This is a genomic window from Methylobacter sp. Wu1 (assembly GCF_036553575.1).
Taxonomy (GTDB): Bacteria; Pseudomonadota; Gammaproteobacteria; order Methylococcales; family Methylomonadaceae; genus Methylobacter.
The window spans coordinates 35,865-58,740 of record NZ_JAZHOC010000063.1 but is presented as its reverse complement, the minus strand read 5'-3'; the positions used below and the strand labels follow the sequence as shown (position 1 = coordinate 58,740).

Below are 22,876 nucleotides of genomic sequence, written 5' to 3'. Positions count from 1 at the left end.
ACTAACATAACCAATATAATCTTCTTAAATCCAAACTAATGCTTGAAACTGCCAGCCCAAATGCAGAGTTTTTTACAATATAAGCGCCTGCATTTTTAAGTTGAAGACAATGGGCTGCCGCCATACTTCCCGCTTTGAAAGAGCGTCAGCTCCCATCGTTGCGCTAATTCATCATGCCGCAGGATGTAAATATCGTTTTGGCCTCCGCGCACTTTAAAATAACGGTACTCAGGAGCCAGCCAGCGGTCGATTATTTCTTCAATTTCGATGGATTTATCACCCATAAAAAAACGTCGCGGCGTTTCCTCTCCCTTGTAACCGGCATAACACTCCACATGAACTGTTAATGGGCCCGTACTCATGGAATTTTCAACCTATGTCAATACACTATGACCCTATGACAATTCTGTCTATTGTTTTGCGATGAAAGAACGGTAAATTTCCCAACTACTTTAAGCAATACATTCCTTCAACCTGAACTAAAGCCGGGACGCGCCTCAGGCAAGGAATGATTAACCAGCGCATGTATTATCTGGCATTCGCCATCAACAAAAGATTGATCTGCTCGAGATCATCTATGGTCAGCGTGCTTGCGGCCTGCTTTAACCGGATGCTGTTGATCAGGTAGTCATAGCGGCTGCGCGCGTAATCCCGTTTCACCCGGTATAAATTCCGCTGCTCGCTCAAGACCTCCACCATGGTGCGGGTGCCGACTTCATGGCCGGCTTCCGTCGCTTCCAGCGCGCTTTCGGCCGAGACGACCGTCGTTTTCAACGCCTCGACCTGGCCGATGCTGGACATGACGCCCCGGAACGCATCCTTGACCTGCCGTTTGACCGCGCGCTTGGTGGCGATCAGCCGTTCCTTGGCGGCTTCATAGTCATAGCTGGCCTGACGGGTGCGCGAATTGACCGCGCCGCCTTCAAACAACGGCACATTTAATTGCACGCCGACACTTTGCGTATCGCCGCGGAAGCCGAAGCTGCTGTTTACGTCCGAAACGCCGTAAGAAGCGACCAGATCCAGCTGCGGCAAGTGGCCGCTGCGCTGCAGGTCCACCGATTTACGAAAGACTTCCGCCTCGTTCAAGGCCGAAATGATGCTGAAGTTGTTCATCTCCGCTGAATCGCTCCATTTCGTGATATTGGCCGGTTCGGGCTTGGCCAGAGGCAGCTTTTCGCCGAGCGGATTCAGCTGGGCCTCCGTATCGCCGACGATTTCCCTTAACGCTTCCTTCTGATTATCCAGATTGTTGCTGGCTTCGATTTCCGCGGCGCTGGCCTGATCGAAGGCCGCCTGCGCTTCATGCACATCGGTAACGGCCACCAGGCCTACTTCGAACCGCTGCTTGGCCTGTTCCAGCTGCCGGCCGATGGCGTCTTTTTCCGCCACCGTAAAATCCAGGTTATCCTGGGCCGATAAAACATTGAAATACGCCTCAGTGATCTTGACCATCAGATTCTGCAGTTCCGCCTGATAGGAAGCTTCCGCCTGGGCAATCTGATTGTCGGACTGGCTGAGTTGTATCCAGTGCTCCCAGTGAAACAAAGGCTGGGCCAGATTCAGGTCAAAACGATGGTTCCAGTATTCCTGGTTGACTTGGCCGCCCTGGAAAGTAAAGCTGCTTTTCTTGGCTTTTCTATTATGCAGCCAGTCTCTGCTGCTGGTCCCCGTAGCGGAAAGATTGGGCAGAAAACGGGCAATGCTTTGATCTTTTAGCTCACCTGTAGAGAGTTGGTTAGCCAGGGCTTCCTTTAGAACGGGGTCATTTTGCAGGCCCAGTTCGTAAGTTTCCATCAGGTTCTGGGCTTGTAACGGTGAAGCGCTGGTTAAAATGATCATTAAACCCAAGGCTTTTTTTGATAAGGAGCGTCTTGTCATATCTTCTTGTTATAAATTTAGACAGGATTGTTTATTTCCGGTCCTGCCGACTGTATGTCAGGCGTCTGGAATTTGCTTGAAGTCCGGCCAGAATGGATATTGATCTGCTCTGATGACAATGGCCCGACAGGTATTCCGGTCTTCTTCCTTGCCCCCTACTCATCAACACTATCCTTTCTTAATCAAACCGTAAAATGGTCGCTAATGATACCAGATTTCCCTGTTCATATTTTGCTTTATCCATCACAGGGCAAGGGTTTTTGAGACTGTCTGGGCATGGCCGTTATCTGGATATTCGGTATAGCGGGAGCCGCGCGAGTTATTTGCCTTTTTGCCCGCCGAACGTGCAATGTGAGTACCGCATCTGCGAACAGAATGTGGATGCCCTACTGCGCTTCGGGATTTGTGAAACTGGCCGGCATCTATAACTCTAGCTTGGGTTATAATGCTCCAAACCCAATGACTCAGCCATAGAGCCACCGTGTAACTCTTACCTGCGGAGATTATCTGTCATGACGACACCCAGATTTCTTTCTTTCAGCTTATCGAAACAGCGCGGCATCGGCCGTGGCGCCTTACTGACCACCGTTTTTGCCGTGCTGGCCATTTCGACCGGCCTGGTGTACCTGCGGGCCGCGCCCAAGCCCACGGAAGCCGGCCAAACGCAGCCGGTGGCGGCATTGTCAGTGACCCGGGCCGCGCCGCAATGGCGGCAGTGGTCGGCGACGATCGAGGCGGCAGGCACCATTGCGCCTTGGCAGGAGGCCGTCATCGGCGCCCAGCTGTCGGGCGTGCGCTTGACCGAGGTGCGGGCCAATGTCGGCGATGTGGTCAAACGCGGTCAGCTGCTGGCGCGCTTCGATGATGACATGCTGATCGCCGATATGGCCCAGCTCAAAGCCAATCTGGCCCAGGCTCAGGCCACGGCGGCGCAGGCCGAAACTAACAAACAGCGGGTATTGAAGCTGCTGAACAACGCCGGCAGCCTGAGCCAGCAGGAGGTCCTGCGCTATGAAACCGAAGCGGAAACGTCCCGCACCCAGGTCGAAGCGGTCAAGGCCCAGCTGGCGGCCAAACAGCTGCAATTAAAATACACCCAGGTATTGGCGCCGGACGACGGCGTGATCAGTGCCCGTCAGGCGACGCTAGGCACGGTGGCGGCCAGCGGCCAGGAACTGTTCAGGCTGATACGCCAGAACCGCCTGGAATGGCGCGGCGAACTGACGGCCGCGCAGATGGCGCAAATTCGGCCCGGCCTGCACATCAATCTTAGCCTGCCGGACGGCAGCCGTGCCGAAGCCGCTTTACGGCAACTGGCTCCGACCCTGGACCCTCAATCCCGTTTGGGCATCGTCTATGCCGACCTGGCGCCGGGAAGCAAGGCGCGCTCCGGCATGTATGCCGCCGGCCAGGTGCTGCTGACCGAGAGTCCGGCGCTGACCGTGCCGGCCGCCAGCGTGGTGATCCGCGACGGCCGCAGTTATGTGCTGAAACTGCAAAACGACAATCCCGTCACGCCGGTCGGCTTGCAGGCGGTCGACACCGGCCGCCGGCAAGGCACCGAGATCGAGATCGTACAAGGCCTGCATGAAGCCGACCGCGTCGTGGTTGAAGGCGCAGGCTTTCTGAACGACGGCGATCTGGTGCAGATCGTCCAGGAACAGAACAAGCTCGCCGGCAACGAGGTTAAACGATGAATCTGGCAACCTGGTCCATACGCAACCCGATACCGGCCATCTTGTTGTTCATACTGCTGACGCTGGCCGGATTGCGCGGTTTTCAGCAGTTGTCCATCCAAAGCCTGCCGGACCTTGACCTGCCCGGCATCAGCATCAAGCTCAGCCAGCCCGGCGCGGCGCCGGCACAGCTGGAAACCGAAGTAGCGCGCAAGGTCGAAGACTCCATCGCCACCCTGTCGGGCATCAAGCACATACGCACTTCGATCACCGACGGCCTGGTGCAAATCACTGCCGAATTCGAGCTGGAGAAGAAACTGTCGGACGCCTTGATCGAAACCAAGGATGCCGTCGACCAGGTGCGTTCGGACTTGCCGACCAGCGTGCAGCAGCCCAGCATTAGCGCCATCAACGTCGGCGGCGCGCCGACGCTGACCTATGCGATTGCCTCTTCGCGGCTGGACGAGGAGGCCTTATCCTGGTTTATCGACGATACCGTTAACAAAACCCTGTCCAGCGTGCGCGGCGTCGGCCGCTTCGAGCGTCTGGGCGGCGTGCAGCGCGAGGTCCAGGTGGAAGTCGATCCGGTGCGCATGGCAGCGCTGGGCGTGACGGCCACCGATGTGTCCCGGGCGCTGAAACAGGTGCAGCAGGAGTCTTCCGGCGGACGCGGCAATCTCGGTCTGGCCGAACAATCGTTCCGGACCCTGGCGACGGTACGCCAGGCCTCGGAACTGGCAGCCTTGCCGATAGCGCTGGGCAGCGGGCGCGACGTGCGCCTGGATCAGATCGCCACGGTCAGGGATACGGTGGCCGAGCGTACCCAGTTAGCCATGCTGGACGGCAAGCCGGTGATAGGCTTCAATATTTACCGCGCCAAAGGCCATGATGAAAGCCGCATCGCCGAAGGCGTGCAACAAGCATTGCAACGTTTGCAGCAGGCCGATCCGACCATTAGCGTGACCTTGATCTCCGGTTCGGTGGCTTATGCGCTGGAACAGTATCAGGGTTCGATGACAATGCTGTACGAAGGCTCGGCGCTGGCGGTGCTGGTGGTGTGGTGGTTCCTGCGCGATTGGCGGGCGACGCTGGTGTCTGCTTCGGCTCTGCCATTATCGATACTGCCGACCTTTGCGGCGATGTATTGGCTGGATTTTTCCCTGAACATGCTGACTTTGCTGTCACTGGCTATTGTGGTCGGCATCTTGGTCGACGATGCCATCGTCGAGATCGAAAACATCGCCCGTCATGTGCAGATGGGCAAAACGGTACGCCAGGCCGCCGCCGAGGCGGTCAATGAAATCGCGCTGGCGGTGATTGCCACTACGCTGACTTTGGTGGCGGTATTCATGCCGACGGCATTGATGAGCGGCATTTCCGGGATGTTTTTCAAGCAATTCGGCTGGACGGCCGTAGTGGCGGTGCTGGCCTCGCTGCTGGTGGCGCGGTTGCTGACGCCGGTGCTGGCGGTATTTCTACTCACTGATCGCCAGCATCCGGAGGCGGCAGACGGCGGGCTGATGCGGTTTTATCTGCAGACCGTGTGCTGGACGCTGGATCGGCGCAAGACCACCATGGCATTGGCGACGCTGTTCTTCATTGCCTCCTGTGCGTTGTTGCCGTTGATTCCGTCCAGCTTTGTGCCGGCTGCCGATCGCGACCATACGCTGGTGCGTTTCGAATTGCCGCCGGGCAGTTCAATCACCGATGCCGGCCGGGTGGCCGAAGCCATGCGGGTGGCACTGCAACCGATCCCTGGCATCAGCCATCTGTTCACGGCGATCGGCAGCAGCCGGCCGGGCAACGGTATGATCCGGGCCGGCGAAGTACGTGAAGGTTCGATGACGCTGACGTTGAACGAACGCGATCAAAGACCCTCGCAACTCGCCATCGAAAAGGCGGTGCGCCAAGCTTTGAGGAATGTCGCCGGCGCCCGTTTCACCATCGGCATCGGCGGGCCGGGCGAAAAAATGTCGCTGATTCTGTCCAGCGATAATGTCGCGGCGCTGAAAGCCAGCGCCCAGGCCTTGGAACGGGATCTGCGCGGCCTCGGCACCCTGAGCGGCATCACCAGCACCGCCAGTCTGGAACGGCCGGAAATCGTGATTCGGCCTGACTGGCGGCGCGCCGCCGAACTGGGCGTCACCGCGGAGCTGATCGGCGAGACCGTGCGCATTGCCACCATCGGCGATTTCGACGCGCAGCTGGCCAAGCTCAACCTGGATAACCGGCAGCTCGGGATTCGGGTGCGCATGGCCGATGCTGCCCGCCGGGACCTGCAGGTGCTGTCCAATCTGCGGATCAAGTCCGCTAACGGTCTGATACCGTTGTCCAGCGTCGCCGAGTTGTCGCTGGCCGGCGGCTCGGCGCAGGTGGATCGTTACGACCGCCGCCGTTTCGTCGTCATCAACGCCGATCTGGGCGGACTGTCATTGGGCAAGGCGCTGGCCGATGCCAAGGCGCTGCCGGCGGCGAAAAACCTGCCGGCCGGCGTCAAGCTGATTTCGACCGGCGATGCGGAAATCATGGAAGAGATGGCCAGCGGCTTCGGTTTCGCGATGCTGACGGGCCTGCTTTGCGTGTTCTGCGTGCTGGTGCTGCTGTTCAAGGATTTCTTCCAGCCGCTGACCATCCTGTCGGCGATTCCGCTGTCGATGGGCGGGGCGTTTATCGCGCTGCTGCTCACCGGCGGCGAGATGAACATTTCATCGACGATAGGGTTGATCATGCTGATGGGCATCGTCACCAAAAACTCGATTCTGCTGGTGGAATACGCGCTGTCAGCCAGGCGCGACCACGGTTTATCTCAGCATGAGGCCCTGCTGGATGCCTGCAGGAAGCGCGCCCGGCCCATCATCATGACCACCGTGGCGATGGTGGCCGGCATGTTGCCGATTGCCCTGGGTTTAGGCGCCGACGCCGGCTTCAGACAGCCGATGGCGATCACGGTGATCGGGGGCCTACTCAGTTCCACACTGCTCAGTCTGCTGGTGGTGCCGGTGGTGTTGACCTATGTCGATGGCTTGCAGCAGTTGCTCCGGCGCGGCAAACGGAATCAGTCGGCCGGTGACGGCAATGAGGAAAAATTGGCCGGCAGCAGCGCCACTTTATCTGTGCATTAAGCGCTGGCATAGGCGTTCAATGGCAATTTGCGCGCGGCGCCTATGCGGTTACTTTCACTATCAACTAGCTAAATTATGAAAATCGGAATTCAAACTTGGGGATCAAACGGTGATGTGCGTCCACTTCTGGCATTAGCGGACGGTTTGCAAAAAGCCGGTCATCAAATTACTTTAGCCGCTACCAGTGTCGATAATCAAAGTTATCAGGGAATCTGTGACCAGTTGGGGATCGCCTATCGGCAAATACCCGAACGGATAGATTTCGATCTGGAGGACTTTAGCAAACGCTCCCTTCACATGAACTCTTTGCAATGGCTGCGGATCTTGTTCAACGAAGCGTTTTTTCCGTTTGAACAGGCCATTTATGAAGCAGCGCAAGCATTGGTTGCTGAAAACGATTATGTCATCGGCCGTCATATCCTTTATCCATTGAAATTGGCAGCGCTTCAACAGAACAAGCCGTTTTTCAGCGTGAATTTCTGCCCTTCCGCCATACCCAGCGGGCAGTTTGCACCGACCGGCGCACCCAGTTTAGGTCGATATCTCAACCCGCTCTACTGGAAGCTGTTGGATGCGGCAGGAAATTGGGCTTTCAAACAACCATTGACTCGATTGTGGCGTTCGGTAGGACAAACGCCACCGGCTAATGTTCTCACTGAACTGTTAACATCGCAGCAGCTCAATCTGGTAGCGGCCGATCCGCTGTTTTGTATTGGCAGTGAAGAATGGCAACCTTTCAATAAAATCTGCGGGTTTCTCGAATTTACCGAAGATGCACAGCGTTGGGCATTGCCGGATAGCTTGCAGGCATTTCTGGATCAAGGGCCTGCCCCCGTGTACATGACGCTGGGTAGTTTCCAACAGTCAGTTCCGGAATGGAGCATGGATTTATTTTTGCAGGCCGTTGATCTGGCGGGCTGCCGCGCGATTATTCAGACCAGTGATGATCGCTATCCATCAGATAGCCAGACAGGAAACATCTATTTCATCGGCAAACATCCGCACCAGCCGGTCTTCAAGCATTGTGCGGCAGTTGTACATCATGGCGGTGCCGGAACGACTCATGCCGCTACCCGCGCCGGTTGTCCGTCGATAGCAATTCCGTTCATGGATGAACAAATGTTTTGGGGAAGGCGGCTTCATCAACTGGGATTGGCGGTTAAACCACTGCCGGCCAAAAAAGTGACGGTGCAAGCCCTAGCCAATGCCATTAGCGCTACGTTAGCGGCCACGGGTTATCGAAACCGTGCCCAACAAGCAAGCCAAACAATGCAAGTCAATGATGGTGTAGCTAAGGCAATTGAACTTCTGCAGCCCTATATTCGCTGAAAATCCTGGGGCCGGCATGTAAGCGAACTTAAGCTCTTCAAGAGCCTGCAGGTCGTGCGGTCAAACTTATAGGTCCTCCTCGCGCTCCTGCTCTCATGCAATGGCGATCCATCTCTGCTCTGCATCAAGATCAACCGTTGGCACGCAGTATCGTCTTGTTCTAGTCTCTGAGATGATCCCATTTTGGATTCTCCAAACCATTGCTCAAATTTCAACGAATCCAATCGAAAGCCTGATAGGTCATACTGAACACTCCCGGTATTAACCGGGAGTTTATCGTGGTTAATTATCAATCGCCGATCTGGCAGCTGTTAATCTGCCTCACCCAGATGTAGCGCATCGCGTAGTTTTCCAGACATATCTGAGCCGGTATCTGGAATTGGCCAGCAGTATATATTCTACTGGCTTGAATAGGAGGCGCTAGCACTCCATCCATCCTACACAATTACGCAACTTCAGAGGCAAGCTCTTCGGGCTCAATAGTGTCCGATTTCTCCGACGCCATCCAACTTTGCAGGATAGCAGCCACTTTGTGTGCGTTTTTCTGATCCAGCATGCTGAAATGATCGCCAGGTACATGGACATGCACAAAGGGACGTTTGGATAAACGTTTCCATTGTGCGACGGCGTGCTCCAATACCAGCAATTCGATAGTGGCATCGAAGCGGCGTTCCTCAGCCTGAATAAACAGAATTTGCTGCACCGGAACGCCATCCGGCTGATAGCTCATGCGTACTTGGGCCTTGGAAATGTTCATCAGGCCGCGTACCATGTTCAAGCCGGCGTCTTCACGCACGACACCCAGTTCAACCAGATGCGGCCTGATCAGCTTGAGCTGCTCTTCCTCGGCCAAACCTTCCAGCGCTTCGGCATCGATGGTGATTTCTTGGCCATAGACATAAGCCAGTGCTCTCAGGGACTGGACATTCAGCGCTGCATCGGTAGCGTCACTGCCGGAGGGTATGCCCGAATCCAACAAGGCGACAAACCCCACTTCGCGGCCGGTCTCTTCCAAACGTTTCGCCATCTCAAACGCTACACAGCCACCGAACGAGTGACCTACCAGATGATAGGGCCCTATGGGCTGGATTTCCAGCATCAGATCGAGGTAATAGGCAGCCATCGCCTCAATGGTGGCATGAGGCTCACTGCAACCGTCCAAGCCATAGGGCTGAAAGGCGTAAACTGGACGCTCCCGCCCCAAAGCCACAGCCAGGTGATAAAGAGAGTGGCATTGTCCGCCTACGCCAGGCACACAAAACACCGGTGAACCGGAGCCGCCTGCGTATAATTTTACCACCGGTTCCCATATTTCTTCCGTAGGGTCGTCCGAGACCAAGCGCGCCAGTTGCTCGATGGTCGGTGCTTTGAACAACGACACCAGAGGCAATTGCTTGCCAAGCTCGGCTTCAATTTTCGCTATCATTTGCACCGCTTGCAGCGAGTGCCCGCCCAATTCGAAAAAATTGTCGTCGATGCTCAAATCATCCTGCCCGAATATGGATTGCCAAATCTGGGTGATTTGCAGCTCATGCTGATTGCGCGGCGCGATGGCTACCCTGTCTTGCCTCAAGCCGATATCCACTGGCAGCGCCTTGCGATCCAATTTGCCGTTAGGACTCAAAGGAAACGTCTCCAGCCAGACGAAGACTGCCGGCACCATATAGTCGGGCAACCGCTCGCCCAGATAACTGCGCAAGGACATCGCCGCCAGTGTAGTCTCGGCACTGTAATAGGCAATCAGCCTTGGATCACCTGCAGGGCTTTCCCGGGTCACCACTGCCGCTTCGCGCACATCCGGATGGCTGGCCAGTTGCGCCTCGATCTCGCCCAGTTCGATGCGGAAACCGCGGATCTTGACCTGGAAATCATTGCGCCCCAGGTATTCGAGCGTACCGTCCGCCTGCCAGCGCCCCAGATCGCCGGTGCGGTACAGCCGGGCACCTGGCTTCCCGAACGGGTCCGGTACAAACCGCTCAGCGGTCAGATCGGGGCGGTCCAAGTAGCCCCGTCCCACTTGCACGCCACCGATGAAAATTTCTCCCTCCACACCGGTTGGAGTCGGTTCGCCCCGTTCGTCCAAAATGTAAATCTGCGTGTTGGCAATCGGCCGTCCAAGCGGAATGCTCGTGCCCGAAAAATCCGGGGTGTACGCCCAAGCAGTAACGTCCACCGCGGCTTCGGTTGGCCCGTAAAGATTGTGCAAACCGGCATGCGGCAATCGCTCGTGGAATCGTCGCGCAAAAGGTTCCGGCAAGGCTTCGCCACTGCACATCACGCGCACCAGACTGGAACAGGTGGACGCCTCAGGATGCTCGAGAAAGACTTGCAGCATCGACGGCACAAAGTGCAGTGTTGTGATGTTGTTTTGCCGAATGACATCTACGAGATAAGAGGGGTCTTTGTGCCCGCCCGGGCGCGCCATGACCAGTCGAGCGCCAGTGAGCAAAGGCCAGAAGAACTCCCAGACTGAGACATCGAAACTGAATGGGGTCTTCTGCAATACCGTATCCTGAGCTGTCAGCTTATAGGCATTCTGTTTCCAAATGAGTCTGTTCACCACTCCTCGGTGCTCATTCATGGCCCCTTTAGGCTGTCCGGTGGAGCCCGAGGTGTAGATTACATAGGCCAAATGTCGGGGAGTCAGGCCAACTGCCGCTGGATCCGGATTTTCAATGGACTGACGCGCCCACTGCCCCGCCTCGGCGAGATCAACCACCGGCACTTCCGGAGCGGCGGCGAGAAAATTTGCGGCTAAATTGCCCAAGGTCAGTAGCGCCTGCGGTGCACTATCAGTGAGCATATAGGCCAATCTGTCTTCCGGATAGGAAGGATCCAGCGGCACATAGGCTCCGCCGGCCTTGAGTACCGCCAACAATCCTACCACCATTTCAAAGCTGCGTTCCAGGCAGATTGCCACGCGCGCCTCCGGCTTTACACCCAGACTGCGCAGGTGGTGGGCCAGCCGGTTGGCACGGCTGTTCAGCTCGGCATAGGTCAGCTGCTGGTCTTCGAACACCACCGCCACTGCATCCGGCGTATTGCGCACTTGCTCCTCGAACAGTTCGTGGATGCAGCAGTACTGCGGATAATCGGCTTTTGTAGCGTTCCAGCCAATCAGCAATCGTTGACGCTCCGCTGGAGTCAGGATGTCGATATGACTGATGGGCTGATCTGCATCGCAAATCATGCTCTCGATAAATTTTACTAAGCGCTCCTGATGCTCGGCTAATTCTTCAATGCAATAAAGAGCGGAGTTGGCGTCAAAATCGATACAGAGGCCCTGATCATCGCCACGGTCATACACAAAGACAGCGAGATTTTCGGCCGAAGCGTTCGAGAGGTTGTGCGGTGTGACCGGATAGCCTGCAAAGCGCAGATCGTAGTCGAAGGGCTCGATGTTGACGACTGTTGAAAACAGATGTTGGCTTTGAGCCACCATCAAATGCAGGTCGCGCCGCAAGTCTTCATAACGGTAGGACTGGTGACGCAAAACTTGGCGGACTTCCTTGCTGACTTGACCGAGCAGTTCAACCACACTCAGGTTCGGCGTCATCGCCAGCCGCAGCGGCAACACATTCGCCATCATACCGGGTACCCGCCGCACACGGGAATTGGCGCGCCCTGTGACCGTCATGCCGACCACCAGATCCTCCGTGCCGGTTATCCGGTACAAATAAGCTGCGATGCTGGCAATCATGAGTTGAGGCAGGCTAACGCCGGACGCACGCGCAAACCTGCGCAGTAAGCCCGCGCTGTCGGCTGAGAGATGAATCGTTTGGCGGAGCGGACTGCCAACATTCGGCGAGTGCCGGGTTGCAAGGCTGACAGGTTTCGGCCGGTCGGCGAAACGCTGCATCCAATATTCGCGGTCGCGCGTGAAGCGCGTCGAATTGCGATAAGCTTTTTCTTCTTCGAACAAAATATTCAAAGAACCAAACGCATCGTCATCGGATGCGGGGCGCTTTTCGACCAAAGCGTTATAGAGGCTGGCGACGCGACGAGTCATAAGGCCACCGCTAAAACCGTCCAAGATGATATGGTGGCAACAGTGATACCAGATGAAGTGTTCGGGTGCCAGCTTGAACAAGGCTGACACCCAGAGAGGGCCAACCAATAGGTCGACGGGTTTGGCGCATTCGGCCTTCATCCAGCGCCATGCTGCTTCTCGCGGGTCAGATTCGGCGCTGACATCGAAAAACGGGATTTGTCCGTCAAAAGTGGGGGCGATAGTCAATTTCGGCCCGTCTTGCGTTTCGATCAGACGTAGCCGCACCGATTCAGCCTCCATGGCCGCCTGTCGCAACGCGGTCTCGAACAACACGGGATCGATCGGGCCATGGATTTCTATGGCTTCGGCAATATTAAATGTCGAGTCCGGCGAAATTAGCTTTTGCATGAACCACATGCCGGACTGTGCGGTTGACAACGGGAATGTCAGCCCGCTATAAGCTTTGCTATCCGTTGAGGGTTGTTCTTGGTCTTTCGAACGTTGAGTTTCATACATAATTTTTCTTTTTACTTGTGATTCAGTGAGTCTTTCGCCAATAGGCAGTTATTTTATGGTGCGCAATGAAGGTAATCATTCTTCATTATCCAGTATCTTCATCATGTAAAAGATGTTGCGATTCTGGTTGCCTTCGCGATAGCGTGATCGTAGCGCTCGACAACATGCCACTCATAATTGAAACTTAAAATAAATCGTAGTCCTGTGCTCCATTTTGACGGTATCGGACAGCCGATAGCGGCATGTGCAAGGCCATCCTGTGAACTTGCGGTTCGAGATACCGGGCGATCATAGCCAATAGCGGCATCGTCTGGGCATGAAGGAAGAAATGGCCGCCAGGAAACCAATGGAGTGAAAACTGTCCGCGCGTCTCTTTACACCATGATTCGAGTTGCTCGCAGCTAACACGAGAATCCTGCAGACCTCCGAATGCCACGATAGGACACGTCAGCGGCTCGCTCCGCATGCACCGGTACGTTTCCCAGAGCGAGAAGTCGGCGCGCAGGGTCGGCAGCATCATTGACATCAGCTCACGATTGTTCAGTATATCTTCGGGAGTGCCGCCGATCCGCTTAATTTCGGTCAAGAATTCATCCTCAGGCAAGTCGTGGAGTGTCCTTTTCGGTACGTCTCGTCTAGGGGTGCGACAGCCCGATACAAAAAGGCAAAAGGGCATCATCCGGTGCGCCGCCCGCAGCTCGTGGGCCAGTTCGAAAGCCAACAGACCGCCGAGGCTGTGTCCGAAAAAGGCAAAGGGTATATCGAGGCACGGCGCTATCGCCGTTGCAAGTTCGCGCGCCAACGGCGCCAATTGCGTAAACGCTTTATCATGAAAGCGGACTCCCCGTCCTGGCAAGTTTACCGGACAGACCTCCACCAAATCAGAAAAATATTCTGGCCACGCACTGAATAGGGAAGAATTCCCCCCGGCATAAGGGAAACAGAAAAGCCGGATCTTTGCCGTCGACTTGCGGTTTGCAGACGGAAACCAGACGGAGGACTCGCAATCGTGCCCAGACATGCGCTAGCCTCTTCTCAGCGTTGTCCTGACGCTCTGGCTGCCATCACTGGCTTTCCGGCAACATCCATCTGACTGCGGAGACTGAGAGGCCGCATATCGGTCCATATTTCCTTGATATAGGTTAGGCAAGCTTCTTTGTTTCCGGACTTGCCGACTGCCTGCCAACCGTCCGGAATCTCTTTGAAGTCCGACCAGATTGAATATTGATTCTCTTTGTTGACAACGACCTGATAAGTCATCCTGTCTTCTTCCTTGCTCCAACTCATCGATTCTCTCCTTTCTTAAAAAAATCTTAAGGGGTGACGATTATAATACAGATTTCCCTGCTCATGTTTTGTTATATCCATCACAATGTGATGGAGTCGACAATCCCTCCCTTTACGATCCACCTGGCGTTTGGCTATCCGATATAGCGTCACATACATGATTGCCTGCCGGAGATTGCTCACCAATGTCCGACAAAACTTACACAAGCCCTGCCAGGACCGCATCATGCAATAGCCCAACCCAGTCTGAGACAGGATCAATTTCTGTAATCACACGCCGGCTCGCATACCCGATCTTTAACCTTATAAAAAATAAGGTATATTCTTATGATACTCTTCTGGTTCTGAATTTCCCAGCTCAGATTTTGCTTTATCCAGCAAAAATGAAGAGAATCAAAAATGATGCAACGGGCGTTCGGGAACTCCGCCCGGTATAGAACCGCATGCATGATGCTTGTCGGAGAATACCTCGTCAATGTCCGGCAAGACTTACATAAGTCCTGGCACGGCATGCATCAATCCTGCAAAAGCTTAACTCGATTTATCGACCATAAATCCGGCTCGGCGCCATGCTTGACATTTAATTATAAAAATCAATTATTAAATTCTGATGACGTTTGCCGCCACTAAATCAAAGCCGAGATAAAATACAGAAACCCGAGTACTTCCGGCCGAGCTTCGTGCTATTGAGGATAATTCGAAGTTAGAGTAAATACCGCATTAGTAAAATAACCAGCTCAATCTCGACTACAGTGTTAATCAATCTAGCCTTAAATTTCCATAAAACGAATCTGAAAAAACAGTTAAATCTGAAGAACTCATCAAGAAATAATCAAGCGCTGATATAAGGCTCTTGTTATTCCCGACACCTGAATTGAGATTGCGCCCGTTCAGGCTGTCTTATCAAGAACGGAAACGCTCTGGCTCACGATCGGCTAGTTAATGGATCGTTTTCAGGCCGGCGAATGCCTGAACTTCTTTTCTGGCTAAAAATAAATGCTTTAATGGTTAATCTTTTAACCGTTACACTGCCCCGCATCGCGTACTTGTCGCCGCCAAACAGGCATTGAAAATGCTTATCCAGGATTCTTTTTGTGTTTTCTGATGAATTAAGTGTGTTTTGCAAGGTCTCGGTTCTGTCCTTATCGAGTGAAATATCACTTACAAAGTAATGGCGAGGCATTAGCATGAGATATTCAAAAACTGTCGTAGCAGGGCTATGGTCTTGTATGACAATAACTTATGCACAACCGACGCTGGAAGCCGCTGCGGAGGCTACAGATGGGGTCATTATGGTCAATATGGACGAAAGAAAAACGGCCATGACGACTGCCGATGCGCAAGCCATTATATCCTATTGGACGTCAGCAAAAATGTCCAAGACCAAGCCTGCGCAAATGCCTAAAGTCGTTATCAAGTCGGATTCATTGCTTTTCTCCTCGGCCGGCCAGGAAAGTGATGAGCAAGCCCTTCCTGGATACTCTCCCGGCTGTCCGCCTAAAGCTAAAAATTGCGACACCGCGCCACGTACCGTGTCATCTGAATCCCTACTGTCTTCCGAGAGCGTAGCTCATGGCGATCTGATTCAACTGATGCATGGCAGTAGCCCCGTTAACCCTAAAGACGGTCCCTATGGTCCGTTTCAGCGGTGGAGAGAGGCCGAACCCATTACAGCCTATCCCAAATCCACTATTGGAATACTGTTTTACACTCTCAATGGAAGGGATGCCTCTTGCTCCGCTTCCGTAATTAATAGAAGCACACTGATTACTGCGGGCCACTGCAGTTCGGATGGAAAAGGACATTTGGCTACGAACCAGCTGTTTTGCCCAAGCTATGCCAACGGCGCACATCCGGCAAGAGGCTGTTGGGCAATAATTGCAAGAGTTGTACCGAACCGCTGGCACACCTCTGGCGACGCGGATTACGATTATTCTTGCTTAATAACTGCAGCCACGGGAACGAAAATAGCGGATAAAATTGGCAATATCACGGGATGGCTGGCTCATGCCTGGAACTTTCCCCCTAACCAAGCCGAACGCACGTTCGGATATCCGGGCATCCTCCCGTTCAGGGGAGGAACTTTACAGACAACTGCATCGACTGAGTGGTACACCTATGATTCGACGAGTGGAGGACAGATTTCTAAAGTAATTGGCAGCGATTTAACAGGCGGATCAAGCGGAGGACCTTGGATTTTAGGATGGACAGGCGGGCTCGGTGAAACGCCTGATACCGACGCATCGAGTGCAACGGACCCTCTAAGTAATGCAGTCAATGGGGTGAACAGCCACAGCCGCTGTCTGGTTAATTGCAACACGCCCCCTACCACTACAAGTGGGCTATTCTGGCAGGAAATGAGCTCGCCTCCGTTTAGAAACACTACATCTGATAATGACGAATCCGAAGACATCATAGCCGCATGTTTTGCGCATTCCAACAACGACCCTTAAAGCGAATTGGCATCGTTAGCTTTAGCCGAAGCCTTTAAGGCAATGGATTCAAGCAACTTGAGCCTTGGTTCATAAAGCTGGAGGTTATATCATGCATTATTCAAAATGGAAGCTTGTGCTGGGTTTATGGCTAATTTCGATAACAAGCTGCGGACAAACGCAAACCGATGCGGACCAACGCAGGGTGACAGGAACCGATAAAACGGAGACAAGGGATGAGTCAAAAGCTATCGAATCTTACTGGACAAAAGAAAAAATGGAGAAGGCCAAACCTACGCCGACGCCAAAAAAGATTATCGACCCGAACGCTCCCGAAACGTCTCCTCCCAATGCGCAACCTGATAGAAAAGACATGCCTGGCGATGAACCGGGAGAACGATAGGAAAATAAGGCCGTGCTTTTGTTAGGAGTGCGCGGTTGTCAGCTGTTTCAGATGTAAAAATCTGAAACAACTGGCTCAGTTTTCCCTTCTATCGCGCCTTATTCCAATATGAATCAGGTTGTTGCGAAAATTTAAAATTTTGCGTCTTTTCACGCTCTCGGCTCTTTACTGGCATCGGCTTTAACAAAGCCATACCGGTTTTGAAAAGCGCACCGTTGACCAATAAGCATGGCGATATTTATAAATTGCCTATTTTTATGGATACGCATAGCTGGATAAAAATAGGCCAATTACTACTCTTATTAGTCATTCAGATGTGTATTTTGAATTAACGCGGGATAGAAGCAGGGACATGCCCGTAACAGGCAAAGGTATTCATATTGTTACCGGTTGAAGTCTGAATGAGCTTTGCTTTTAATTTACAAATTATAGAGAGGCTTGTCGGTTCTGAATTAATGTAATTCTGAAATCAGGCCATAAAGCTGGCCGATTTTTTAACCGGCTTTACTATCTTTTCTGGAGATTTCCATGTTTCACAGGCAGCTATTGTTACTACTGATACCCTTCTTCAGCTTTATCACCCTGCCCCCTGTTGCGCTCGCCGCCGAGGACGCAGCCCAGGCCCGGCAGATCATTGAGGACAGCTCGGAACAAATAAAACAGACATTAAAACAACCCGACTATCAAAACGACTTTAATAAGTCGGTCCAATTTGTCGACGGGATCGTGGCCAAATTCGCCGATATGACCAGAGTGTCGCAACTGGTATTAGGCAAAAATATACACAAAGCTACCCCTAAACAAAGACAGCGTTTCATAAAAGAATTTCAAACCTTGCTGGTGCGCACTTACACCAGGGCATTTCTGGACTATAAAGACTGGACCATTACCTACAACCCTTATAACGATGACAAAGACGACGGCAGGACCATTGTAAAGACCGTGGTCCATCAACCTGGGCAGCAGCCTGTTGATGTCAACTATCGCATGCTGCTGAATAAACAAAACGAGTGGAAAGTCTATGACATCATCATTGCAGGCGTCAGCCTGGTAACTAATTATCGCACTTCTTTTAACCAGGAAATTGCGCAATCAGGCTCGATTGACAGCGTCATCCAAATGCTGATTGATAAAAACAGTAAAGCTGTAACCAGAAATAAGAGTTAAGAGCACTGAATCAGGACTTACGCCGTTTGCTTGTTCAACGGCCGAAACAAGTGGCTTTAAAACTTGTGGGGAGACTTCCTAGAGCGCCTACTGTTGGTAGCCTGTGTAGGCTGGGTTGGAGCTTTAGCGGAAACCCAGCATGGGCGACCGAAATGCTGGATTTATCAACCCAGTCTACCGCCGCTAAAAGCTGCGGTGCTCGGCGCAGCAAACAGGATAAAATCGTCCGTGCGTAACTCAAATGAATATACAATCAGAATCAAAAATCCAGGCACGGCATATTGCCCATACAGTTTTGGAAATGGCTGCGGATCGGCGCGCATTTTCTCGCTTTACGACTGCCGATTTTTACCGGGCTGATCACAAAATTAAGTGGCCTTCAACATCAACAATGGTTTCCCAAAATCCACCGCCTGCAGTGCTAGGCGAGACTTGAGCACACGTAATCCGCCAGACCAATCATTTGTCTTCTTGCAGCAAGCGGTGCGGCATCAGCCCCACGGACCCATGATCAAAAATCTCAACAAGATGAGGCAGAATCAAGATGTCCTGATATGCGTGCCGCCGACCATTTTGGATTACGCTTCCCTGCTCCTGTCGACGAACTGTTCGGTTTCGTCATCCAGCTGCCGACTGGCGCGGCCCAAAGGCTGATGAATATAAAGAGATTTGGAAAGAGCCTTCGCATTGGTAAATTGCCTATCGCGAACCGGGGGCCGCATTTGATATTTGACCGGCATACGGTGGTCTTCCAACTGAAGCGCAGGATTGAAGACTTTGTCGAACTTGAAGAGGTTGCTGACAAAATTAGTCTGGCCACGTATTAAATGGCCGCCGATAATCTTGGTCACATCGCGTATGGCGGCCCAGCCCAGGTGCTTGGTGAACATTACCCGTTGCGTTTCAACCAGCTCCGCATAAAACTCGTCAATCGGAAGGCGGGTCGGCAGCACCGCATGCTGGATGTCGAACAGCCGGTAATCCTGGGTCGTGAGATTGCGTGATTCCGTCAGCCAGCTTTCTGTGCCCGGATAGGGGGTATTGACGCTGATATTGACGATCTCCGGCACTTCCTTACACCATTCCCTGACGACACGAAAGCGTTCATGATCCCAGTCCGTATCGGCGATGATGTTAATGGCGACATTGATGCCTAAGGATCTCGCGAATTCCAGCGCCTCGAAATTGCGGCTCAAATCGATGCGTTTGCGGTATTTTTCCAGGCCCTCTTCATCAATCGATTCGATGCCCAGAAACATATAACTCATGCCGAGTTCCTTCCAGAACTTGAAGACGTCCTTGTTGCGCAACAGCACATCGCCGCGGGTTTCCAGATAATACTCCTTCTTGATGCCCTTCCTGGCCAGCGCCTCGCCGATCTCGAAACCCATTTTTTCCTGAATGAACGCCACGTCGTCGACAATAAAAACACCCGGCTCGCGGATGCGCTGCATTTCTTCGACGACTTTTTCGGGGCTCAGCACGCGATAGCTGCGCCCGTAAAAAGTCCAGGCGCTACAGAACGAGCAATCCCACGGACAGCCCCTGGAAAATTCAATCGACGCGCACGGGTCCATGGTGCCCAGAAAGTATTTCTTGCGATAGTTGACCAGATCCCGCGCCGGCGACACATTATTCAAGTCGGCCATAAAAGTCGGTTGCCCGCCCTGCCCCTTCATGGTCACGACGCCCGGCACGCAATGAATGTTTTCCCGGTCTTCCCTGATAGCCTGCAGCAATAACGGCAGCCCTGATTCGCCTTCGCCTTTCAAAATAGCATCGATCTTGCCTTCGCCGTGCTCCAGTATTTCTTCCGCCGTAAATGAGGCGCTATGGCCGCCGATAAAGACAAAATTGTGCGGCAACCGATCCTTAGCGGCTTTGGCCAGGTCGATCACTTCCGGTACATTGGCCAGATAATTCAACGAAAAGGCGATGATGTCGGGTTGCCAGTCATCCAGCAGGCGGTACAAAGCCTGGTGCGATTCCACCTGCAAATCGATCAGGCGGACCTGATAACCGCTCCGGCGGGCCGTATCGGCGACCTGCTCCAAGCCGAGCGGTTCGAGGCGCAAGAACACTTTAGTGTACATAAGTGGACTGGGATGGACGGCAAGAAACTTCATAACAACTCCTTATTATTGGTCATCGTGACTCGCAACAATCCATGCCACTTTCAGCATAAACGCGCGCTTATGAAATATGGTATCGACTCAATATAAAAAAACCAACTGTATTGGTCAAGTTTGATCGCCTGTCGGCAAAAGAATTGGACTATATAGACAGTGAGGCCGATTTTCCTGCTTCCTGCAAAATCGGTTTTCTATCGATCCTCGCGCATAATGTGTGATGCGTGCTTAGAAATTGTCCTGGATAAACTTTGCAAATACATGTTTAAGCAGTGCAATTTCAGCAACTATCAACAAAATAGAAACAATCTATTAATAACAAGCCATATTGTAAACCATTAATTATCTGCGTATAGTACACAGCAACTAACGGCGAAATTTAATGCTTAGCCTTTCAAGCAAATTTTTAAGCCGATGCTATACTTATTTTCGCTGGTCTATGAGAAATCATTCCAGCCTGCTTGTAACCGTTTTTGGCGAGTGTCCGAATGTTTGGCACGTAGCCATGAGATAGAGACTGAAAAGCTCGTCTCCACCTGTTTCATATACCTCCTCGGATTATGGAAATTCAGAACTTTATGATTCTGTATTCTTTATAACCTCCCGTTGCCATTGGCTCCGGGAGGTTTTTTTTGTCCGCAAACAACTGTTCTCTGCCTTATAGTGCAGAAGAAATGCCGCTCCGGCCGTCCCCTTTAGCTGTACCGGGCAGTCTAGCCAGCCAGGCCTGTATCCTGTCTTCGGCTTGCTGCACCAATTCGGCGAAAGCCGTTACCGCGCCCGATGCATCAGGCGTTTGTGTCGTTTGCTCCAAATGAAATTCATGAGCGCCGAGCAGAACTTTATTATCAGGCGCATAAGCCTCCAGATAAAAACGCATCACGACACGGGCCCGATCAGACGACTCGAACTGCTGTTCAAAGTCCAGCAAACGGATATTCAGCAAATAATCCAGCGACCGGGTATCGTCAACCAATTGCTGCTCAAGCAATTCCGGAGGCGCTGCGATCCAGCGGTCCAGGGCATAAAATCTTATCTGAGTCGGGGCCGCGTAGAGCAGTCGATAACGGATGCGGTTGTCCCATAACCATTTAGGTGCGGTAACCGTGACAGCCGGTTTAATCGATTGACCGCTTTCATTACGGGAATAAGGAGCGCCGAAATCGTGCAGTGCGGCTTGCTGCTGCTTGGGGGTAATGCTGCAACCGGCGCTGATTGCAATAACAAGCAACAATAATACGCTTGAATAGTTCATTTCGGTTCCTTATAACCGGGTTCGCCCGGGCCGGGTTCCGGCTCAGCCGGGCCCAACAGCAGGCTCTGTGGATTATTTTCGAGCATCGTGGCCACGCGTTTGACCTGGGTCGTGGTCGATTGCAGTTCTGACAACAGATCATTGATTTTCGGCAGCGTCGTTTGCAACAGAAGATCGCCGGCCGTTTTGCCGGTATCGGCAAGGTTCTCCGCTTTATTGCTCAGCTTCTGCACATTGCTGGTTAAATGCTGTAAATCTGCGGTCAAGGCATTGACATGCATCAACGTTTTCTGAGCATCGGCGCTCAACGCCGGGACGCCGGCCAGCGCTTTATCCACGCTTACCTGCAAGTCGGCAAGCTTGGCGGTCAGCGTATTGAAATTACTGAGAATATCGCCGATATGTTTTTCATTTTCGTCATTCAGCAATGAGTTAAGATGGTCCATGATCAGCTCGGCCTTTTTAAGCAGGTCTTCGCCTGTCAGCATCAGCTTATCGGTCAATGATGGCACTAGGGGAATGCGCGTCATGGGATTATTGCCGGGCGGCAGTTCTTCCCGAATCTTGCCGTCGTCCTGCAATTCGATCTGGGTTAAGCCGGTGACGCCTTTTAACCGCAACGTGGCATAAACGCCTTTGGTCAGCGTGATGTCTTTGTCCACTTCAATCGGCACCAGAATCGTGCCGAAATCTTTCGGATCAAACTGGATCTTCCGCACTTTGCCTACGGCAATGCCGCGGAAAAATACCGTGGATTCAGGATTGAGGCCGGAAACGGATTCGCGCGTTGAAATCACATACAGATCGCGTTCGCGCTCAAAATGGCCTATCCAGTAAATCACGATCGCCGTCGCCGTAATTAAAGCGACCAAAAACAGACCGGTCATCAATGCGTGATTATTTCTACCCATGCGTAGTCTCTTGATATTGAAATACCCGCTCAGCGCGCCTATTGTGGAAAAACTCTTCAACAAAAGGATGCTTGCTGCTCAGGACCTTGGCCAGCGGCCCGAATGCGACCAGTTGATGATCGGCCAAAACCGCCACCAGCGTGCATAAATCCCTCAATATATCCAGATCATGCGTCACCATGACGACCGTGAACTTGAGATCGCGATGCAGACTTGATAACAGTTTGACAAAGTCCTCACTGGAAATAGGGTCCAGGCCCGAGGTGGGCTCATCCAGCAGCAGCAACTGCGGCTCCACGATCAGCGCACGGGCAAGCGCGACCCGCTTGGTCATGCCGCCGGACAGATCAGCCGGCTTCAGCCAGGCATCCCTGGCCGACAGTCCTACGTTTTCCAGCTTCATGAACACCAGATGCCTGATCAATTCCTCATCCCGAATGCCCAATTCGCGCAGCGGGAAGGCAATATTATCGAAAACGTCCAGCACGCTGAACAGCGCGCCTTTCTGGAACAGCACGCCGAAATCGTTGCGCAAACGCCGCCCGTTACCGACACTGGCGCTCTTCATGGATTGCCCCATCACGAACACCTCTCCCTGCGTAGGCGTTTGCAGGCCGATGATCTCGCGCAGCAAAACCGTCTTGCCGGAGCCTGATGCGCCTACCAATCCCATAATCTGGCCATGCGGCAGGCAAAGATTGATATCCTTGTGGACCAGCTTCTCGCCGAAGCGGGTCCAGACGTGTTCAATCCGTATCGCGCACGACTGCATGGATG

Annotated in this window: 16 protein-coding genes; 6 read left to right on the top strand and 10 right to left on the bottom strand. The window is 53.1% G+C overall.

The genetic code is table 11. From position 1 onward, the window contains the following. Positions 1-95 precede the first annotated feature (95 nt). Together V2P20_RS13455 and V2P20_RS13450 are read right to left on the bottom strand one after the other, a co-directional pair. Positions 96-362 (bottom strand): hypothetical protein, encoded by a 267-nt coding sequence (locus V2P20_RS13455; RefSeq protein WP_331819135.1) that lies wholly within the window; start codon positions 360-362, stop codon positions 96-98. 166 nt (positions 363-528) lie between these two features. Next, positions 529-1,842: a TolC family outer membrane protein gene (locus V2P20_RS13450; protein WP_331819133.1), complete on the bottom strand. Its 1,314-nt coding sequence runs from the start codon at positions 1,840-1,842 to the stop codon at positions 529-531. Between the two features lie 551 nt (positions 1,843-2,393). Here V2P20_RS13450 and V2P20_RS13445 point away from each other — a divergent pair. From V2P20_RS13445 to V2P20_RS13435, 3 genes are all read left to right on the top strand, one after another. Continuing rightward, positions 2,394-3,578, top strand: a complete 1,185-nt coding sequence (locus V2P20_RS13445) for an efflux RND transporter periplasmic adaptor subunit (RefSeq protein ID WP_331819131.1) — start codon at positions 2,394-2,396, stop codon at positions 3,576-3,578. Further along, entirely contained in the window at positions 3,575-6,679 is a 3,105-nt protein-coding gene (locus tag V2P20_RS13440; protein ID WP_331819129.1) for an efflux RND transporter permease subunit, read from the top strand. The genes V2P20_RS13445 and V2P20_RS13440 overlap by 4 nt, the downstream gene beginning before the upstream one ends. 75 nt (positions 6,680-6,754) lie before the next feature. Next, entirely contained in the window at positions 6,755-8,008 is a 1,254-nt protein-coding gene (locus tag V2P20_RS13435) for a glycosyltransferase (protein WP_331819127.1), read from the top strand. Positions 8,009-8,453: 445 nt separating this feature from the next. Here the strand turns inward: V2P20_RS13435 and V2P20_RS13430 are convergent, their stop codons facing one another. From V2P20_RS13430 to V2P20_RS13420, 3 genes are all read right to left on the bottom strand, one after another. Next, positions 8,454-12,515, bottom strand: coding sequence for an amino acid adenylation domain-containing protein (locus V2P20_RS13430; RefSeq protein WP_331819125.1), 4,062 nt, complete (start codon positions 12,513-12,515; stop codon positions 8,454-8,456). A 184-nt stretch (positions 12,516-12,699) separates the two neighbouring features. Continuing rightward, complete coding sequence (locus V2P20_RS13425; protein ID WP_331819123.1) at positions 12,700-13,536, bottom strand: thioesterase II family protein; 837 nt, start codon at positions 13,534-13,536, stop codon at positions 12,700-12,702. Positions 13,537-13,550: 14 nt separating this feature from the next. Next, the gene (locus V2P20_RS13420; RefSeq protein ID WP_331819121.1) at positions 13,551-13,802 is read right to left on the bottom strand and encodes an MbtH family NRPS accessory protein; all 252 of its coding nucleotides are present in this window, start codon (positions 13,800-13,802) and stop codon (positions 13,551-13,553) included. Positions 13,803-15,031: 1,229 nt separating this feature from the next. Between V2P20_RS13420 and V2P20_RS13415 the strand changes: the two genes are divergently transcribed. From V2P20_RS13415 to V2P20_RS13405, 3 genes are all read left to right on the top strand, one after another. Further along, positions 15,032-16,255 (top strand): hypothetical protein, encoded by a 1,224-nt coding sequence (locus tag V2P20_RS13415; RefSeq protein WP_331819119.1) that lies wholly within the window; start codon positions 15,032-15,034, stop codon positions 16,253-16,255. 91 nt (positions 16,256-16,346) lie between these two features. Beyond that, positions 16,347-16,637: a hypothetical protein gene (locus V2P20_RS13410; RefSeq protein WP_331819117.1), complete on the top strand. Its 291-nt coding sequence runs from the start codon at positions 16,347-16,349 to the stop codon at positions 16,635-16,637. A 528-nt stretch (positions 16,638-17,165) separates the two neighbouring features. After that, positions 17,166-17,804 carry an ABC transporter substrate-binding protein gene (locus V2P20_RS13405; protein WP_331819115.1) on the top strand — a complete coding sequence of 213 codons (639 nt, stop codon included), beginning with the start codon at positions 17,166-17,168 and terminating at the stop codon, positions 17,802-17,804. Positions 17,805-17,968: 164 nt separating this feature from the next. On the opposite strand, the gene V2P20_RS13400 is transcribed toward V2P20_RS13405, so the two are convergent. The 5 genes from V2P20_RS13400 to V2P20_RS13380 all read right to left on the bottom strand — a co-directional run bounded on the left by V2P20_RS13400 (position 17,969) and on the right by V2P20_RS13380 (position 22,871). Continuing rightward, on the bottom strand, positions 17,969-18,127 hold the full coding sequence (locus V2P20_RS13400) for a hypothetical protein (RefSeq protein ID WP_331819113.1): 159 nt from the start codon (positions 18,125-18,127) through the stop codon (positions 17,969-17,971). Between the two features lie 255 nt (positions 18,128-18,382). Further along, the gene (hpnR, locus tag V2P20_RS13395) at positions 18,383-19,930 is read right to left on the bottom strand and encodes a hopanoid C-3 methylase HpnR (protein ID WP_331819111.1); all 1,548 of its coding nucleotides are present in this window, start codon (positions 19,928-19,930) and stop codon (positions 18,383-18,385) included. 661 nt (positions 19,931-20,591) lie between these two features. Further along, entirely contained in the window at positions 20,592-21,188 is a 597-nt protein-coding gene (locus V2P20_RS13390; RefSeq protein ID WP_331819109.1) for a hypothetical protein, read from the bottom strand. Continuing rightward, positions 21,185-22,099, bottom strand: a complete 915-nt coding sequence (locus tag V2P20_RS13385; protein ID WP_331819107.1) for an MlaD family protein — start codon at positions 22,097-22,099, stop codon at positions 21,185-21,187. The genes V2P20_RS13390 and V2P20_RS13385 overlap by 4 nt, the downstream gene beginning before the upstream one ends. Continuing rightward, positions 22,092-22,871 carry an ATP-binding cassette domain-containing protein gene (locus V2P20_RS13380; protein ID WP_331819254.1) on the bottom strand — a complete coding sequence of 260 codons (780 nt, stop codon included), beginning with the start codon at positions 22,869-22,871 and terminating at the stop codon, positions 22,092-22,094. The genes V2P20_RS13385 and V2P20_RS13380 overlap by 8 nt, the downstream gene beginning before the upstream one ends. Positions 22,872-22,876: the final 5 nt, after the last annotated feature.

Coding starts and splice junctions, on each gene's coding strand:
- V2P20_RS13455 (WP_331819135.1), bottom strand. CDS start 362: ATGAGTACGGGCCCATTAACAGTTCATGTGGAGTGTTATGCCGGTTAC.
- V2P20_RS13450 (WP_331819133.1), bottom strand. CDS start 1,842: ATGATCATTTTAACCAGCGCTTCACCGTTACAAGCCCAGAACCTGATG.
- V2P20_RS13445 (WP_331819131.1), top strand. CDS start 2,394: ATGACGACACCCAGATTTCTTTCTTTCAGCTTATCGAAACAGCGCGGC.
- V2P20_RS13440 (WP_331819129.1), top strand. CDS start 3,575: ATGAATCTGGCAACCTGGTCCATACGCAACCCGATACCGGCCATCTTG.
- V2P20_RS13435 (WP_331819127.1), top strand. CDS start 6,755: ATGAAAATCGGAATTCAAACTTGGGGATCAAACGGTGATGTGCGTCCA.
- V2P20_RS13430 (WP_331819125.1), bottom strand. CDS start 12,515: ATGTATGAAACTCAACGTTCGAAAGACCAAGAACAACCCTCAACGGAT.
- V2P20_RS13425 (WP_331819123.1), bottom strand. CDS start 13,536: ATGTCTGGGCACGATTGCGAGTCCTCCGTCTGGTTTCCGTCTGCAAAC.
- V2P20_RS13420 (WP_331819121.1), bottom strand. CDS start 13,802: ATGAGTTGGAGCAAGGAAGAAGACAGGATGACTTATCAGGTCGTTGTC.
- V2P20_RS13415 (WP_331819119.1), top strand. CDS start 15,032: ATGACAATAACTTATGCACAACCGACGCTGGAAGCCGCTGCGGAGGCT.
- V2P20_RS13410 (WP_331819117.1), top strand. CDS start 16,347: ATGCATTATTCAAAATGGAAGCTTGTGCTGGGTTTATGGCTAATTTCG.
- V2P20_RS13405 (WP_331819115.1), top strand. CDS start 17,166: ATGTTTCACAGGCAGCTATTGTTACTACTGATACCCTTCTTCAGCTTT.
- V2P20_RS13400 (WP_331819113.1), bottom strand. CDS start 18,127: ATGCGCGCCGATCCGCAGCCATTTCCAAAACTGTATGGGCAATATGCC.
- hpnR (WP_331819111.1), bottom strand. CDS start 19,930: ATGAAGTTTCTTGCCGTCCATCCCAGTCCACTTATGTACACTAAAGTG.
- V2P20_RS13390 (WP_331819109.1), bottom strand. CDS start 21,188: ATGAACTATTCAAGCGTATTATTGTTGCTTGTTATTGCAATCAGCGCC.
- V2P20_RS13385 (WP_331819107.1), bottom strand. CDS start 22,099: ATGGGTAGAAATAATCACGCATTGATGACCGGTCTGTTTTTGGTCGCT.
- V2P20_RS13380 (WP_331819254.1), bottom strand. CDS start 22,871: ATGCAGTCGTGCGCGATACGGATTGAACACGTCTGGACCCGCTTCGGC.